Origin of the sequence: Paenibacillus taichungensis (assembly GCF_047302525.1) — a bacterium.
Classification (GTDB): domain Bacteria; phylum Bacillota; class Bacilli; order Paenibacillales; family Paenibacillaceae; genus Paenibacillus; species Paenibacillus taichungensis_B.
In genome coordinates this window covers 6,804,824-6,822,641 of sequence record NZ_CP168020.1, presented here as the reverse complement: position 1 = coordinate 6,822,641, position 17,818 = coordinate 6,804,824, and the positions used below count along the sequence as shown (strand labels likewise).

14 protein-coding genes are annotated in these 17,818 nt (G+C 47.6%); 2 read left to right on the top strand and 12 right to left on the bottom strand.

Features of this window, described 5'->3' with window-relative positions:
• The first annotated feature begins 9 nt into the window (after positions 1-9).
• Together ACDJ58_RS30835 and ACDJ58_RS30830 are read left to right on the top strand one after the other, a co-directional pair.
• Positions 10-1,143 carry a sensor histidine kinase gene (locus tag ACDJ58_RS30835; RefSeq protein WP_413374451.1) on the top strand — a complete coding sequence of 378 codons (1,134 nt, stop codon included), beginning with the start codon at positions 10-12 and terminating at the stop codon, positions 1,141-1,143.
• Positions 1,140-1,742: a response regulator transcription factor gene (locus tag ACDJ58_RS30830; protein ID WP_413374450.1), complete on the top strand. Its 603-nt coding sequence runs from the start codon at positions 1,140-1,142 to the stop codon at positions 1,740-1,742. The genes ACDJ58_RS30835 and ACDJ58_RS30830 overlap by 4 nt, the downstream gene beginning before the upstream one ends.
• A 170-nt stretch (positions 1,743-1,912) precedes the next feature.
• On the opposite strand, the gene ACDJ58_RS30825 is transcribed toward ACDJ58_RS30830, so the two are convergent.
• The 12 genes from ACDJ58_RS30825 to hisF all read right to left on the bottom strand — a co-directional run bounded on the left by ACDJ58_RS30825 (position 1,913) and on the right by hisF (position 17,798).
• On the bottom strand, positions 1,913-2,944 hold the full coding sequence (locus tag ACDJ58_RS30825; RefSeq protein ID WP_413374449.1) for an AI-2E family transporter: 1,032 nt from the start codon (positions 2,942-2,944) through the stop codon (positions 1,913-1,915).
• A 160-nt stretch (positions 2,945-3,104) separates the two neighbouring features.
• Positions 3,105-4,064, bottom strand: a complete 960-nt coding sequence (gene trxB, locus ACDJ58_RS30820) for a thioredoxin-disulfide reductase (protein WP_413374448.1) — start codon at positions 4,062-4,064, stop codon at positions 3,105-3,107.
• Between the two features lie 170 nt (positions 4,065-4,234).
• Positions 4,235-5,968: a tetratricopeptide repeat protein gene (locus ACDJ58_RS30815; protein WP_413374447.1), complete on the bottom strand. Its 1,734-nt coding sequence runs from the start codon at positions 5,966-5,968 to the stop codon at positions 4,235-4,237.
• A gap of 192 nt (positions 5,969-6,160) precedes the next feature.
• Positions 6,161-7,912, bottom strand: a complete 1,752-nt coding sequence (locus ACDJ58_RS30810) for a hypothetical protein (RefSeq protein WP_413374446.1) — start codon at positions 7,910-7,912, stop codon at positions 6,161-6,163.
• Between the two features lie 94 nt (positions 7,913-8,006).
• Positions 8,007-8,879, bottom strand: coding sequence for a carbohydrate ABC transporter permease (locus ACDJ58_RS30805; RefSeq protein ID WP_413374445.1), 873 nt, complete (start codon positions 8,877-8,879; stop codon positions 8,007-8,009).
• Positions 8,880-8,941: 62 nt separating this feature from the next.
• On the bottom strand, positions 8,942-9,838 hold the full coding sequence (locus ACDJ58_RS30800) for an ABC transporter permease (RefSeq protein ID WP_063566506.1): 897 nt from the start codon (positions 9,836-9,838) through the stop codon (positions 8,942-8,944).
• 132 nt (positions 9,839-9,970) lie between these two features.
• Positions 9,971-11,572 (bottom strand): extracellular solute-binding protein, encoded by a 1,602-nt coding sequence (locus tag ACDJ58_RS30795; protein ID WP_413374444.1) that lies wholly within the window; start codon positions 11,570-11,572, stop codon positions 9,971-9,973.
• A 334-nt stretch (positions 11,573-11,906) separates the two neighbouring features.
• On the bottom strand, positions 11,907-14,159 hold the full coding sequence (locus ACDJ58_RS30790; RefSeq protein ID WP_413374443.1) for a helix-turn-helix domain-containing protein: 2,253 nt from the start codon (positions 14,157-14,159) through the stop codon (positions 11,907-11,909).
• A 291-nt stretch (positions 14,160-14,450) separates the two neighbouring features.
• Positions 14,451-15,398, bottom strand: coding sequence for a ribose-phosphate diphosphokinase (locus ACDJ58_RS30785; RefSeq protein ID WP_063566509.1), 948 nt, complete (start codon positions 15,396-15,398; stop codon positions 14,451-14,453).
• A gap of 81 nt (positions 15,399-15,479) precedes the next feature.
• The gene (gene hisJ / locus ACDJ58_RS30780) at positions 15,480-16,304 is read right to left on the bottom strand and encodes a histidinol-phosphatase HisJ (protein WP_413374442.1); all 825 of its coding nucleotides are present in this window, start codon (positions 16,302-16,304) and stop codon (positions 15,480-15,482) included.
• An 11-nt stretch (positions 16,305-16,315) separates the two neighbouring features.
• On the bottom strand, positions 16,316-17,044 hold the full coding sequence (gene hisIE, locus ACDJ58_RS30775; protein ID WP_413374441.1) for a bifunctional phosphoribosyl-AMP cyclohydrolase/phosphoribosyl-ATP diphosphatase HisIE: 729 nt from the start codon (positions 17,042-17,044) through the stop codon (positions 16,316-16,318).
• Positions 17,037-17,798: an imidazole glycerol phosphate synthase subunit HisF gene (gene hisF, locus ACDJ58_RS30770; protein WP_072735753.1), complete on the bottom strand. Its 762-nt coding sequence runs from the start codon at positions 17,796-17,798 to the stop codon at positions 17,037-17,039. The genes hisIE and hisF overlap by 8 nt, the downstream gene beginning before the upstream one ends.
• Between the last annotated feature and the right edge of the window lie 20 nt (positions 17,799-17,818).

The window sequence follows — 17,818 nt, the reverse complement described above, 5'->3', positions numbered from 1 at the left end:
TCTTCAAATATGCTTCAGCATTTCGAGCTTTTTCCAAAGCGATATGGCTTTTACCCGTATATATGGATGATCTATCTGGCTATGCCAATCTATTATTTGTGGAACGCACAGGGACATGAATGGTACATCGGCGTAACTTCCTTTATCGTATTTGTCCTGACTTATCGGCAGCTCTACATAGCATCAGGTACCTCACTCTTCTCCTATTGGCTTAGCCTACAGATGCTTTGCGTTCTGGTACTAAGCCTGGTGATCGATCCCAATATGTTTTTCCTCGGATTTTTCACAGCTAATTTTATCGGATGGTACACGGAGAAACGTCAGTTCCGAATGTTTTTGGTCATATTCGCCATTGTCCAGACCATTCCAATTGCTTTAAAAGTTCAATACCTTAGCGCTTATCAACTTATGTTTTTTACGCCATTTTATCTCATTATGCTTGCTTCACCCTTCGGGATCCGTTCCATGCTGGATCGACAAAAGCTGGAGGCCCAGCTGGATGAAGCCCAGCAGCATATCAAGGAATTAATTAAACGTGAAGAGCGAATGCGAATTGCCAGGGATCTGCATGATACGATGGGACATACGCTCTCGCTGATCACACTGAAGAGTGAGCTGGTCACCAAACTCATTGTCAAAAATCCGGAACGTGCCATACAGGAAGCACGGGAGATTGAGCGTACCTCCCGTGCGGCTTTGCGGGAAGTACGCCAGCTCGTCTCTGACATGCGGGCAATCAGCATTGTTGAAGCACTCGCCGATACCAAAGAAATGTTGAAGAGTGCTGATATCGAGCTTCAATTAGTAGGAGAACAGGGCCCATTTCATGATGTTCCCGATCTAACCCAGAACATGGCGAGCCTTTGTCTGCTTGAAGCCGTAACGAATATTGTAAAACACAGCAAAGCCACTTGCTGTGTAATTAAGCTGGAACGAACGCATGATGGCATAAGCATACGGGTTAAAGATAACGGTAATGGCATTAGTCCAGATGAACATCAAGGCAATGGCCTAAAAGGCATGTCTGAACGACTGAACCTCATCGACGGCTCCCTCCAGATTTCCTCGGACTCTGGAGGAACCCACCTTGTCTTTTCCTTTCCCCTGATCGCCACTGAACACCAAGGAGGAATTAGAGCATGATTCGTATATTGATTGCTGAAGATCAACGCATGCTGAGAGGTGCACTTGCGTCACTGTTAGATCTTGAAGATGATTTAGAGGTCATCGGTGAAGCAGGTAATGGAGAGGAAGCTCTGAAGCAGATTGGTTCCCTCCAACCAGATCTGTGTCTTATGGATATTGAAATGCCTGTTATGAGTGGCCTAGACGTAGCAGAACGTATACAACAGCTCGGTCTGCCCTGCCGTATTATCATCCTCACTACCTTTGCCCGTCCGGGATTTCTGGAGCGTGCTATTCAGGCCGGGGTACAGGGATACTTGCTCAAGGACGAACCAAGCGATCGTTTGGCGGGAGCCATTCGCCGGGTCATGAATGGTGGACGAGAGGTTTCCCCAGAGCTCGTTTTTGGTGCAGCCAAAGAAACGAATCCGTTAACTGAACGTGAAAAAGAAGTGCTTAAGCTCGCAGCCACTGGCATGAATGCCAATCTTATCGCTGCCTCGCTTCATCTTTCCTATGGAACCGTGCGCAACTACCTGTCAGAAGCTTTTAACAAGCTTGATGCCAAGAACCGCATGGAAGCCGTCAGCATTGCAGAGCAGAAAGGATGGTTGTAGAGACTAGTGCGCTCGGTTCATAAGCACCAACAATCGGACTAATTACATACCCATCCATACCTCCTCCAGTGAATATGGACAGAGAAAAACGCCTTCCCATAACAGGAGGCGTTTCTCTACTTTTATGAAAATTACCTAAACCTATCCTTCAGCAGCTATTCAGCTACTGGTCACAACTTCGTTTCCACACGTACGGGCTCTTCCGTTTTTTCCATCTTGTTGACGTCCAGAATATCGAGCAGGAAGACAAAGATCGGAATACCAATGATAAGCCCCCAGATCCCCAGGAAATGTTGAGATAGAATCAGTACGATAAACGTGTAGAACATCGGTAATTTGGTTTTGTGCGCCATCAGCTTCGGATTCAGGAAGTACGTCTCCAGCGCATGAATAATGATGATCATAATGATCACGATCACGCTGAGCTGTAATCCTCCCAGTTGATAACCGATCAGACACAGCGGAACTAGTGAGATGATAACCCCCGCAACGGGTACCAAACTCAGCATGAACACCAGAATGGTCAAGGCGAACAAGTACGGGAAACCAAGTATCCATAATCCCAGAATCGTCAAAGCTGTATTAAACACAGCAATCATCAATTGTGCCTCGATTACTTTACCAAAAGAAGATACAAACTTATCTCCGAGATAGGCCACTTCATTATAGAACCAGCCGATCTTGCTTGTTTTGAACTTGGAGGTAAACTTGGAAATCTCCCGCTTCTGCAACAAGAAGAACAGACTCAGGATGATGACCAACAGAATGAACTCCAACCATTTGCTTAACGCAAAAATATACTTCAATGCATCGTTGGTATAGTTTTTGATATCGAACGATTGAAGATAACCTGCAATTTTGGAAGCAAAATTATCCCCGTCTGCGGTATCAAGAAATTTCATGATCTCATTCGTTAACTGAACGACCTGATCCACAATTCGTGGTGAATACCTTGAAATGCCCAGTACAATGGCTGCAATAACGATAAGATAGAGCAGAATGACTACGACTTTATAGTTAACCGGAAATAAACGATTCAACTTCTCTGTGATAAAATGCTGCAACCTGTTCATGACATACGTCACCAGGAATAACAGCAAAATCATGTGCAGCATACTCCCCATGCTGAAAAGCACCAAACAAAACAACAGCAGAATGAGAAATCGCCGTACTGTTGCATTCTTTAACCAATCTTTTATCATTTCCCCCAAAGTCTTCACCTCACAGCTAATATGCCCATTATGTATACGATCTCATGCCCACTTTGGTTTCAAAAAAAGAGAAGCCTTCCGGCTTCTCACATCATGAGACTTCCCGTTGTCTCTTCTACTTAATTTATGCCAAACCATACCCTTTTCATGCTTACTTATCCAGTGTTTCGCTCCAGTCATGCACAATACTGCCTTCAAGGAATTTCTCGCAGTCCATTGCGGCCATACACCCTGAACCTGCTGCTGTAATGGCTTGACGATACTTCGTATCCTGAACATCACCGCAGGCGAACACACCCGGAATGTTGGTCTCGGTTGTACCCGGTTTAACGACAACATAACCATGTTCATCCAAAGTAATCTGGTTGCCCAGGAACCCCGTATTCGGTGTATGTCCAATTGCAATGAATACGCCATCCGCTTCAAGCAATTCTTCCTGTCCGGTCTCGTTATTACGTACCTTGAGCCCTTTAACGCCCAGAGCCTCAGGCACAACTTCGAGCGGTGTGCGGTTCAAAGCCCATTTCACCTTCTCGTTGCTGCGAGCCCGATCCTGCATAATTTTCGATGCACGTAATTCGTCCCGGCGGTGAACCAAGGTAACGTCTGTTGCAAAACGGGTCAGGAAGCTGGCTTCCTCCATCGCGGAGTCTCCACCGCCGACAACAACGATCTTTTTACCACGGAAAAAGAATCCGTCACATGTGGCACATGTACTAACCCCACGTCCCACATTCTCCTGCTCTCCCGGAATACCGAGATAACGGGCCGATGCACCAGTAGAGATAATGATCGATTCGGCTTCCAAATCACCGATACCTCCAACTTTAACCTTGAAGGGCGGTTTGCTGAAATCCACTTCTTCCACCCAACCATTTTTGAACTCTGCTCCAAAACGCTCCGCTTGCTTGCGCATATTGTCCATCAGTTCCGGACCCATAATGCCTTGCGGAAAACCAGGGAAATTCTCAACTTCCGTTGTCGTCGTCAATTGACCACCCGGCTGAAGACCTTCGATAACCAGTGGGTTTAGATTAGCACGAGCCAGATATATCGCTGCTGTCAGACCCGCAGGTCCGGTTCCGATCACAATCGTTCTGTATTTAGACATATAGATACAGCCTCCTTAATAAGGTTGAGAGTGTGTTGAGTGGCGAATAACTTGCTATGATGATATTCTACAGGCATGTCGAGACCTATTCGTTAAGTTTACCCGTTTTCCAGGCCTATGTATCCTTCACGCAATGAAGTCTATCCCAAAGCGAGAATTTCAAGGAACATTTACTGGACCGGTGGGTTGGAATTGCACACTTTATTGATTTGCCGTGCATATTTGCTGACTGTGGCAGCTGATATGCCGTACCGGTCGGCTATGCTTTGGTAGGTAACCGGACGACTATGAATTTTGGCCGCCAGATATTCCAATCCTGCAGCCAAGCCTTCAATTTGCTTCGTGCCAGGCACCTCCGGGTGTACACGAGATACATAGTCGGTCCACAGCCGCTCCATTTCTTGCTGCAATTCGGCTTTGGCTTCAGACATCTGTAACGCACGGTCCACGACCGCCTGCCAATGCGATGAAGGTTTCGTTTCCGTTTGTTCCGTCATCGACTCGATTTTCGGAATAGTGCGTTTGCTCAACGCAGTTAACGGTCGTAGAACAGGAGAATCATCCTGCTTAGCTCCTTCTGAATCAAGACCGTTTAATACAGAACGAGCGGCTTCCACCAGTTCCTGATCTTCACCAGGTTCCTGGATAAAGGATTGCAGGGCCTGTTGTACCTCATAATCACCAATCATGCCAAGAGCATGAATGACCTGGAGCTTGGTTGCCCGATCCCCATGTCGCAACGCCCAGAAGAAAGAGGATCGGATCAAGGGATCATTTTTCATCTCTTCAGGTATGCCGTTGCCATAGTTCTCCCATTGTCTGAATTGCTCGTCAAATGGCAGATGATAGTGATAACTTAGTTTCTCCGGATCTTTTTCTCCCTGTCTCACAGCCTCGAGACCGGACAGATAGTACAGGGATACTTCCGAACCCGGATCCAGCTTGCCCACATGACGCCACAGACGTTCAGCGGAATCGTAACGTCCTGTATTATAAGCTGCGACTGCTGCATAATGTGCGAGAGCTGGGTCCGCAGCGGTTTCTTCATCCTTCAACAGGCGACGGAAATGTACATAAGCCGTATCATGTTGACCCAGGATACCCATCGTGGTAGCCAGTTTGTAGACCTGTTCGTGCTGAAAAGGCACGATGACACGCAATTTTTTGATCAGAAGCAGCACTTGGTCGGCTCGATTCTCGTTCTGGTGAAAGATCGCCAGATTACACAGTGCATGCAAATTACCAGGCTCCTGCTCCAATACCTCGGCAATCGTCTCTTTCGCTTTGGGAAACAGCCCCATATAATAATAGGCAAGCGCCAAGTTGTTGCGAGCAGCCAAATAATCAGGATAATCGGGTGACATGCCTTCCAGCAGCTCAGCCGCCTGTGCAAACTTCCCCTGTTCCAACAATTCCCGCGCCTGATCGTGCTCAACGACACCTTTACGTGATTTGATCCGGTTCAGTTTGGCTGGTCGATCCAACTCATAGTACAGAAGCTCCATCATCTCTTCGGCTTCCGTCATAAACTGACCCTGGGTATCCTCCTCCAAATACGTAACAAGCGCTTGCTCAGCTTCTTCAAACCGATCCATATTCGCATAATTGTTCGCCATGTAGAAATAACATTCCGTCATGGACGGATCTACCACGTCGAGCACATGCGCAAGAACGGCATTAGAAGCCTCGTAATCCCCCTTCTCTGATAATATACCCGCCATATTACAATGATTCACCGGATTTTCCGGTTCATATTCAACAGCTTTACGAAAATATTTTAATGCCTTGTCGACGTGATTACGGTCCAGCGAGCGGACAGCTCTCTCAAAAAAGAAAGAAGCATCCAAGTGAATCGGTATAACATTGGCAAGGTGTCCCTCAGCCCGCAGTAGCTTGCCCTTCATCTTCCAAGGCACCTCCTCTTTGCTTTCATTCATACTCTCCAGTATACCACATCTTAAGGCCCACTTCTCAATATGTAGTTTCATGTCGTTTATGCCAAAAATGCGCAAAAAAGATGACACCCCTCATCCCTTTCGAATGAAATGTCATCTTTTTGCTTCATGGACTCTTCCTTATAAAGAGATTCAACAGAATTACAGCTTCAACGCCATGGATGGTGAAAGAGAGATATGAACCATCTTGTGGAAAGGAGTTATAAAATTAACCAGTACAACCTTACACTTATTAGGCAGCTTTGCCTCACGTACGGTTGCTGCCAAATGCCCCACCTCTCCCCCGGTTAGCTCAATCCAGTCATCTCCACAGGAATAACGCAATGTGCCGCTCTTCCACAGATAATGGCCTTCATCCGTCTCAAGTAATTCCCCATGGGAAAGCTCGCCCTCGCTTCCGAACACGAAAGACAGCTGCATCATGATCTGCTCCGGCTGCTCTCCCGCCAATTTCAGGGTCCAGCCATTTTCCATGCGTAATACTTCTGTCTGTACAAAGAATGTCTGCTCATGGGTGAGTGCTCGACTCTGATGGGGCAACAAATACCACGGGCTGATAGCTGTTCTCGCCGTCTCAGGCAGTTGGCTATCCGGGATCGGACCATAGTAGCCCTTCTTCTGTTCGCCCGTCAGACGGTAACCTGCTGGCAATCGAGACATGTGCTGCATCGGCACATACCCTGGATTAAAATAGGAGGCCAACTGAACGGCCAGCAGACGTACCGCGCCATGACGAAGGGCAAAGAATGAAGGCACCTCCGTCATTACAGTCGCACTTGTATTACCGGACCGAATACGTGCTACAGGTGCGCCGAAGTCCGTATGCAACCGGCTGTGTGAGATGCGTCCATGATGACCTGCCGAATCCATTCGCTGTAAATAGTCCTCCCGCACAAATCGTTCGTTCAGTATGATCTCGTACCGCTCAGGCAGCTGATCACGTGCCTTACCTGTCTGCTGAAGCTCCGGCTCCAGCAGCAGCCGGACGAGCGCATTGACGGAACAGACACCGGGATCTGTTAACATTTCTCCCGCCCATTCGGCCATGCCGGCAAATATCGGATCACCGTCCAACCGGGCCAAAATGGCATACGGCAAGTAATACGGTGATAAATCATGCACGCTCCCCAGATCCTGGCGACCTGAGTAATCCGTAACAACCTCACCTGTTGGATGTACCAGATACACCATCATACGAAGATTGAGTCTCACCGGGTCCAGCAATTCGGGACGGTTCAACAGGCGTGCCGCATGAATCAACATGATGTCGCTAACCGCGCTGTAGATTCCGTTGCTTCGTTCAGTCCACTCCCCATCAGGCGTAAGATCCATACCTTCAGCCAGCCACTGCTCTGCACGCTGCACAGCTTCCTCCATGTCAAACAATTGATGCAGGAAACCGAGCGCCGCGCATAGCACCCAGCGATGATTCGGCGTATGACAGCCTCCAGTCAGCAAGACCGGAACAGTTCGTTCCAGAAACAGGCGCATATTATCCAGCACAGGTTGCAGTGGCTCCCAGTCCTGCTGCTGAAGAAGTTGATATAACTGGGCATATCCCACGACAAGAAATGCAGTATCCGGCGGAGAATGGGAATTGGTCCAACCGGGGGAGATAGAGCCGTCTCCATGCTGATTACGGAGTGCGTACTCCGATGCAAGCTGAAGACGATTTAACAGATCTTCATCCCGATAATAGATCGAATCCGGATTGGCGAGTGCTGCTCCCCAGTAACACATGTCTGTAGGTGTTCCGGTCGTATGGTTGACCCAAGCGATACCTGTAGAGGGATCAATCGTTCCTCCAAAATAGCGGCTGTCCGGATCAAGCACTTGCCGGGATATCCCTTGTTGCACTGCTCTGTCATTGCTTTCCACCAGTTGTCTGTACATGTCTAGTCCCTCCAAACAAATGCCGATGTGCGGAATATTCGGCGCAGTAACTCTGTCATTTGGTTAATCACGATTGGCTTAAGAAAACCTACGATCAGCCCTTAACTGCTCCAAGCATGGCACCGCTAACAAAATATTTTTGCAGCCATGGATAGACGAGCAGAATCGGTACGGTTGCAAAAATAACGGTGGCAGCCTTAAGACTTTCCGGGGTTAATGGAGCGCGATTGGCACCTTCCATCTGTGTGAGCTCACTCACCATGTTGTTTTGCACCATTTGGAACAGTTTGAGCTGAAGTGGGTACAGCTTAGGATCATTAATGTACATCAGGGAATCCTGGAAGCCATTCCAGCGTCCAACAGCATAGAACAACGCTAAAGTTGCCATGACCGGCATCGACAGCGGCAATATGATTTTCAACAGTGTGTGCAGATGTGAACTGCCATCAATTTCAGCCGACTCCTCCAGACTTTCTGGTATACCATTGAAAAATGAGATCAGGATAATCAGGTTAAATGGACTGACCAGACCTGGCAGAATTAGCGCCCACGGCGAATTAAGTAAGTGCAGGTCACGAATGAGCAAGTACTCGGGAATGATCCCCCCGCTAAAGAACATCGTAATGATGATCACGTACATGAAGAGCTTGCGGCCCTTCATTTTTTTCTTGGTCAATGGGTATGCAGCTGCGATTGTGAACACCATGCATAACACTGTTGTCGCGATCGTCAAGAGGGTTGTATATCCCAGGGAATACAGCATCGAATGATCCGAGAACACCTTGACATACGCATCCCAATTGAACTCCTTAGGAAAAATGGTGACTTCACCCGATGTAATGGCACGATTGGAGCTTAATGATATGGCAATCGTGTGCAGAAACGGAGCGAGACAGAACACGACGAACAAGCTAATAAACAGGATGATAACGGTATCAAAAATCCGGTTTGAGGTGCGTTCACTCATATGCGCACAACTCCTTTACTGATGGTATACATATAAAGCAGCTTAGCGTACCTTCTGTTCTTTTAAAGAATTCCTTCACCTGTTGTCTTTTTCGATATATAGTTCGAACCGAGTACAAATATAAGTCCAACGACTGCCTGGAACAGTCCAACGACGGTTGCCAGCGTATATTGCCCCGATTCCAGCCCGACCCGGTATACAAAGGTACTGAGCACATCGGAATATTCACGTACTGCCGTATTTCCGATAATATAAGGACGATCAAAGCCGATGCTGACCATGTGACCCAAATTAAGAATGAGCAGAGTTACGATGGTGGGCTTGATGCTTGGTAGGGTTATATGCCAGATTTTCTTCAGCCGCGTCGCTCCATCAATCTCTGCCGCTTCGAACAGTTCCTTATTAACACCCGTCAGCGCAGCCAGATATAGAATAGTTCCCCAGCCTGCACTTTGCCAGACACCAGTGAACAGGTAGGTCACGAGCCATGGGTTTTTTTCCGTCAAAAATGGTATCGGATTTAAACCCATACTTTCAAGTACACCGTTTACCATACCGGATTGGTTACCGAATAACTGGTACACAATTCCCCCTATAATGACCCACGAAATAAAGTGAGGGATATACAGAATCGTCTGCGATATTTTTTGAAACCATTTAAACCGGATTTCATAGAGCATGATGGCTAATATAATGGGAGCAGGAAACGAAACGATCAGATCAAGAAAATTCAGCATAAAGGTGTTGCGCAACGTGGTGTAGAAATCTCGCATCCCGAATACCTCACGAAAGGCATCAAAACCGATCCACTCACTGCCGTTAATACCTTGAAACAGATTAAAATCCTTAAATGCGATCTGAACGCCATACATCGGTCCGTAGCGGAACACCACGAAATAGATGAGGGGCAGTGAAATCAACGCGTATAATTGCCAATACCTCTTCAAGTATGCGGTCAAGTCGGTCTCCTCCTAACAACGAAGAAACACTGTGCCGCCTTAACCTCAGCCGACGGCACAAGTCCCTTCATGAATGATGCGATATCAAGCTTGTGTTCTTTGGATTCGTACGTTCATACATATCTCCGACTACTATTTCGCAGCAAGCTCCTGAACCGCTTGATCCAGTTCCTTCTTCAGTTCTGTGCCACCCAGGGACATGAAATCATTCATTTCCCGTTCATACACTGCGTCGAACTCTTCCGGTTTAGCCATTGCTGTTTTTACGATAATGACATTAAGCTTATCTTTGAGCGCCGTGCTGTACTTCATCTCTGCCTGAATCGGTTTGTCAAAAATGATGGGTCCTACCGTGTCGGTGTTGGCAATATCAATCGACTGTTTGAGCATTTCCTGATTATTTTGCGGGAAGCCCATGATCCACGCTTTTTCGTTGGTAGCCTGATCACCGATATTTTTACCGTTTGAGATAATAGCTGTATCCCCTGCGTTGAACAGACGATCCTTCGCTTCCTGTGAAGCATCCTCTTTGACAACAGGAATTCCGTCTACCAGATCATAGTTCTCTCCTTCCACGCCGCTGTAAATATCAATCAGGTTATTGTCTGATGCCATCCAATCCAAATATTTAATTGCTTCCACCGAACGTTTGCTGCTCTTCGGAATCATGATGTACATGCCGTTTGAGCCGTAACGGGATTTGATATGTTTGTTGTCTACGTTAGCGTTGGTATATGCATCGACCGGAAGCACTTTACTGCCCTGCGCATTTTTAAGCAAATTATCCAGTGTGCCATCTGCATAGAAGATGGCGTCGACATCCTCAGACCAATAGCCAATGTTGCCGTTCTGTACATCCTTCACCAGTTGAGCCTTATCTTCATCCAAACTGAAGTCCTTGCTGATCAAACCTTCATTGTATAGCTTGTTCATGAACTTCATGGCATCCTTGAAGCCTTCATGGAGAGGCAATTCATAACGTTGGGCATAAGTCAGATCCCCGCTGATTGGCTTGATAAATGAGTAGATTAGAGTCTCGAACTGAGCTGGCGCCAGTGCCATTCCCATTGGAATGTTTTTGCTACCAAGTCCACCAGGGTCCTTCTCTTTAAATGCTTTCAAAGTGGTATACAATTCATCCGTCGTCTTCGGTACTGGCAATCCCAGTTTATCCAGCCAATCCTGACGAATATAAGAGCTATATCTGCCTGTGATGGCACGTTTGCCAGGAACTGCGAACTGCTGGCCCTCTAATTGACCAAACTTAAGGGTGTCCTCGCCAAGGAATTTTTTCAGGTTTGGTCCGTATTGATCAATCAACTCTCCCACATCAGTCAGACCGCCTTGTTCGGCGTAACGATAAAATACACTTGAGTCATATACAAATACAATATCCGGAACATCCGTATTACTCGCCATTAGGACATTCAGCTTTGTTACTTCCTCCGAGCGCTGAATCGGTACGAATTGTATATCAATGTTATTCGGGTCGCCGAACCGTTCCTGTATCAGTTTGGACAAATAGTTATTCGTAATGGTATAAGGGGAAGGACTATTGCCGCGATCAAACACCTCCACTTTTAAAGTGACACGCTCGCCATTGCCTGATGCACTGCCTTCTGATTCCTGATTCGATGCAGATGAACAGCCGGCTAGCAAGGAAACTCCCATTACCATAGTAAGCGCCAATCCCATCCATTTCTTTAGACTCCCTTTGGTTGCTTTTCCTGTCATTTTGTCATCTCCTTAGCATTGCGTGAATGTTTAAAGCTTGCCCAGAGTATTCCACATCTTTCCGTGCTCTGGCAATAAACTCGTTTCGGAAACGCTTACATAAGGATAATGGTTTATCCCGAGCGACGATTTTCGCAGACTGACTATATTCGTGAAGGGGCCACAAATAGGCGTAAATCAAGGGTTTCTTGCATAAGCGCAGGCTTCCAAGACGGAATACAGGTTTACACCAGCAGCAAAAAAGGCGGACTCCTACATGGCTTCTCCTGAGAAAAACCTGCATGAATTCCACCCTCTGCTTAGCACGGTATAATGCGTAGCATGAGCCTTTGAATTACGACTCGGAATCGTGATGTTCACGTTTCATACGGCGATAGTCTCCCGGTGTAATACCCTCAACCCGTTTGAATACACGTCCCAAGGTAATTCCATTGGCATACCCCACCTTCAAGGCAATGTCCTGTAGGGAAAGATCCGTACTACGCAGAAGACGCTCCGTTTCCTTCATCCGCAATTCTGTAAGGAAGTCTACAAACTTCATATTGAACTCTGTCTTGAACAAATAACTCGCATGTTTGCCGGTAATCTGGAATCGATCGCTCAGATGTTTCAGCGAAAGATCAGGATTCGCAAACTGTTCTTCAATATAGTTTTTCATTTCATTGACCATCGCTTTGTAGCTCTTGGTTTCAGTTACCGACACATAAGTTCTGAACAAGTCCGTCAGGTCATCAAACAGAATGTCTTTGACACCTTCAAGTGTCTCCGCTTCTTTCATCAGCATCAACCGCTTGTTTATGTTTTCCTCCGATAATTTCTCCTGCAGCTGTTCAGACATGACCGCTACTTCCCGGCTGAGCATCTGTAGCATCGCCTGAATCAAGGAGTGAATCTCATCATCTGGCAGCTTATCACGTTCAAAAGCCGCGAAGATCTCCTCCAGTTGATCACGCCACTGACTGCTCGACATCCTAAACCGTTTAACAAAATCAGCAATCATCTGCAAATAAATATAGGTATCAAGTAGCTGCTGCTGGGTTTCTCCATACCCGGCCAGAGCGACATCACCGTCCCTCAGCAATCTGCGGTGCATCACAGTCTCAGCCGCCACGTATGATTCACGAATAGCCTTGATGCCCTCTGCGATCGGTCCGATACCGAAACTCAATGATATACGCAGATTCTGCTCAACCCAAGATCGGCATTCCTCCGCAACTAAGCGAATCTGCTCAGTCATGTCCGAGCTGCCGTCTTTGGACAGGAAAAGGATCGCAATCTGATCCGAGCTGACCCATTCCGTCCAGCATTGCATACCCGCATTGCGCGAGAGCTCTTGCAGAACATTCATCAACGCAAATTTGAGTGTATTCTGCTCACCTCTCGTAAACCGTTCCTGGAATCCCTTCTCATATCGGTTGATTTCGCCAACCACAACAGCGAAGCATGACGAAGTATCCACGCCAGTTAACGGGGAAAGATCCTTTAATCGCTCCACCGCATGATCCAGATTCTCCCCATTCAGCAGATCGTTAAAAAGTTTGCTTCGTTGCAACAGCACGTTTTCCCTACTCTTTTTGTCCGAATCCATCATATGGTTTATTAGGTTTTCCAACACGCCATCAATCAATTTCATCTCATCGGTCCGTGAACCCGATTGCTCCAGCACCCGAATCTGATGCGCCTCAATCCGATTCATAATAATCTGAATCGGTTTATAGTTGCGACGAGTGATATAGATAATATAGACGATCGCACAAATGACGGTAACAACCGCAATAATCACCCATACATAGGAAACCACCGAGACCCAACCATATAAGTTCCCCTCCTTGATCCCACTGGAGATCGTCCAACCCAGTCTTTCCAGCGAAAGGGTGTTCAGCTCCTGGCCTTCTACAGCACCTTCACGATCTGAATGCGCATCGTAAACAACTCGACCGTCACGGTCAAGAATACTCATGAAAGAAAGCTGTCCATTAACCATACTATCAATACTCTGCTCGATGCTGCTCATCTTGATATTAATGACAAGCGCACCCTCGGAGCCGAATGGCAAGGGCATATCCTTATCCACCGTCAACACCCGAATAGGCGTACGCTGATTAACTCCTGCATCGAATTCCCTGACGGGCTGCCAGCCTGAAGTAAGAGAACCGGACTCGATCCGGTCGATCCACGCCTTGTCTGAAAAGCTATCTACATCCTTGGAGCCGCTTGAGGTTAAAACGCTTTCATTTTTCTTGTCATACAAATAAATCGATTGGATCCAAGGGTTGGAACTCGTCAGCTCACGCAAGCTTTGTGCAATGCTATACACGGTCTCTTTGCCCACCTGGTTCTGGCTATTAAAATAATATTTATAGGCCTGCTCACTCTGCACCGCTTCCATAACCGACAACTCAATATCCCGGATCGTCCGGTCCAGACTGTCCACCAAATAGCTGGAGGAGATACGGTCTGCTTTCCTTGTTTCTTCCCTGGAGATGTCATTAATGAAAACAAAAGCGATAAAAATGAGTACGGTCATGGTAAGAAAGAAAATAGGAAAATAAGAAAACAGTAAACGATAATACCAAGTCCGGGACAATAGACCCCACTCCTCACTCCACGACACCGTTGTATAATAGCCGTGGTTCTACTGTTCATCACATCAGTTACATCTCTGGGATTGAATTCCCCATACACGCAGCCATAAAATCAATTTTAAGTTATTATAGCACAAGCCCCCAGGTAGCAAATCAGTAACGATTCTCTCCTTTTCCTTAACTCATCCGCATCTCTATCCTAATCCAACATAAAAAATAAAAACCGTGCTGAGCAGCAAACTACTCAAACACGGTACAGTACACCTGGATTCACACAAATCTGTGCTGCATGATTAAATCCCTGAATCTTTAAACAACGTCGCCATGGAGCCACCATCCACAATAATGCGAACAGCACGGGCAAGCATTGGAGCTACGGGCAACACTTTGAAGCATTCGGGATGGTCATCCGGCAGTGCGATGGAGTCTGTGACCACCACCTCGGCTATAGACGGGTGATTGAGTTTACTTAGTGCTCCGTCCGAGAACAGGCCATGTGTTGCGCATACATATACGTTTTTGGAGCCTCGCTCCTTCAACCCTTCAACAACGTTGAGAATTGTCGTTCCAGTATCGATCAGATCCTCAATAATAATCGGAGTTCGACCCTCAACATCCCCAATGACATGCGTAATGATCGATTCATTGTGGCTTGGCCGCTTCTTGATCATAATGGCAAAAGGGGAATCCAGACGATTCGCCAGTTTCTCCGCCATCGAAGCTCGTCCCGCATCAGGGGAGACAACTACTGGATTTTCAATCCCTTTACTCAGCAAATAATCACTGATGAGATCCAATGATGTCATGTGATCCACAGGAATATTGAAAAATCCTTGAATTGCCGCTGCATGCAGATCAATGGTAACCACCCGGTTTGCTCCGGCGGTAGTTAACACATCCGCAACCATCTTGGCCGAGATCGGCTCACGCGGAGCAGACTTGCGTTCCTGACGGGCATATCCGTAATAAGGAACAATAATATTTACCGTACGGGCAGAAGCCCTTTTGGCTGCATCAATCATGACGAGCAGTTCAACGAACAACTCGTTAATCGGATGAGATAATGATTGTATCAGAAACACATCACAGTTGCGGATCGTCTCTTCGTAGTGAACGTATATTTCTCCGCTCTTGAACCGGGACAGTTTGATCTTGCCTAGTTGTACACCCAGCTTGTCGCATACCTGTTCTGCCAGCTTAGGGTTCGATGAACCGGAAAAAATACGTAACGAATGCTGCATAATGCCCTCCCGAGGGTTGAAGTCCCAATATAATCCTTTATCTAAAAAGGTTATTTCCTACCCTCATTATACTCCACTGCCTTATACATTTAAAGAAAGGAACGAGCGCTGTCGGCCTTCAAAAACGGCTACCTCCGTACAGCCCAGCTCACGCAAGAGCGCCTCGGCCTCAGGCAGATAATCCCCCAGCTTCAGCGGATCATGTGCATCAGAGCCAAGCGTCAGCGGAATCCCCAATTGAATGGCCTCCGTTAACATCCGGCGACCAGGGAACATCTCTGCGCATGGCTTCGATAATCCTGATGCATTGAGCTCCATGGCACAGCCACTTTTCGCGATAGCTTGCAGCGCTGCGTTTTCAAGGGCTATACGCTCTTCAGTCTGCTCTGGTGCCGGAGTGAAGCCAAAGCGTTTGATTACATCCGTATGACCCATAATATCGTACATTCCCGTCGCTGCTGCTTTGCTCACAGCATCATAGTACTGACGATAGACTTCCAGTACGTCTTTGCCTTCCCAATGATGGGTCTGGCGAAAATCCGTAATGTCCCATTCCCCGAGAAAGTGAACCGATCCAATCACATAGTCCCATGGGTACCGCTCAATAATGGCCCGAATTTCTGTCTCCCAGCCTTCAATATAGTCGCCTTCGAGACCGACACGTACATCGATCTGACCACGGTACCGCTCCTTCAGAGAAAAACACTCTTCCACATAACGCGGCAGTTCGTCCATGGGCATCGCCATCTCAGGATAATAGTGAGCAGGGTCTATATGCAGCAAAGGCATGTGATCCGACAGCCCAATCTGCGACAGGCCAATCTCCACCCCACGCTGCACATAAGCCTCCAGCTTGCCAACCGCATGGCCACACCGCTCATGGTGTGTATGATAGTCTATACGCACAGGTTCGCCTCCTAATCGCGGCGAGGCCGCTCGTGCCGAAGGCTCAGCTCTGACATGATGTCATCCAGCGGCAGCTTGCGCTCTTGCAACAGAACAAGCAAGTGGTACATCAGGTCACTGACCTCAAGACGAAGCTCGTCATTGTCTTTATTTTTGGCGGCGATGATCGTCTCGGACGCTTCTTCACCGATTTTTTTCAGAATTTTATCAACGCCTTTATCGAACAGGTACGTCGTATATGCACCTTCCGGACGCTCGCGTTCACGCTCTGCAATGACCGATTCCAGTTCAGCCAGTACTTCAAAACGGCTTTCGGAGCTAGCACTTGCAGTCGTTGCACTAGAATCGCCTGAAGCCTGGTCTGCGGATTGCTCTGGCAAGCCCACGATTTCATTATGGAAACACGTCACTGCTCCGGTGTGGCAAGCAGGTCCTTTCGGCTTCACCTCAACCAACAAGGTGTCACCATCACAATCGTATTTCAATGAAGTGATTGTCTGTACATTGCCTGAGGTTGCGCCCTTATGCCACAGCTCTTGACGCGAGCGTGACCAGAACCACGTTTCACCGGATTCCAGCGACAATTTCAGGGATTCCCGATTCATATAAGCCATCATCAGAACTTGACGCGTCTCTGTATCCTGCACAATGGCAGGTACCAAACCATCGCTCCAACGAATGTGTTCCACAACCTGTTCCAAGGATAACTGCTCCTTGATCTCATTGCTTACGTTAGTCACGGATCTCCACCCCTTGCTCTCTCAAATGTTGTTTTAACGCCGGAACGGCGATTTCTTTGTAATGGAATATTGTTGCCGCTAGTCCTGCATCCGCTTTGCCTGTAGTGAACACATCATAGAAATGGGATTCCTTGCCCGCACCGCCCGAAGCAATCACCGGAATACGTACTGATTCGGATACCGCTGCAGTCAGCTTCAGATCGAATCCGTCCTTCGTTCCGTCCGCGTCCATGCTTGTCAGCAAAATTTCTCCAGCGCCTAAGGTCTCCGCCTGTTTAACCCAGTCCAGCGCCTTTATCCCTGAAGGTTTACGTCCACCATGCGTATACACTTCCCATTCGCCCCAAGCCTCATTATACTTGGCGTCTATTGCAACGACGATACACTGGGAACCAAAGCGGCGTGCTCCGTCTGCAATCAACTGAGGATTAAGCACAGCTGCCGTATTTACCGCAATCTTGTCCGCTCCTGCACGCAGAATGCGCTTCATGTCTTCTACTTTGGAGATCCCCCCACCTACGGTAAAAGGAATGGCGATCTCGCCTGCGGTTTGCCGCACCACTTCTTCCATCGTTTCGCGGCCTTCCACCGAAGCGGAGATATCGAGAAACACCAGTTCGTCCGCACCCTCGCGGTCATACAGCGCCGCCAGCTCCACCGGATCACCCGCATCGCGGAGATTGACGAAGTTAACGCCTTTGACAACCCGGCCGTCCTTCACGTCCAGACAAGGAATGATTCTTTTTGCCAGCATGCTCCTCTTCCTCTCTCCTG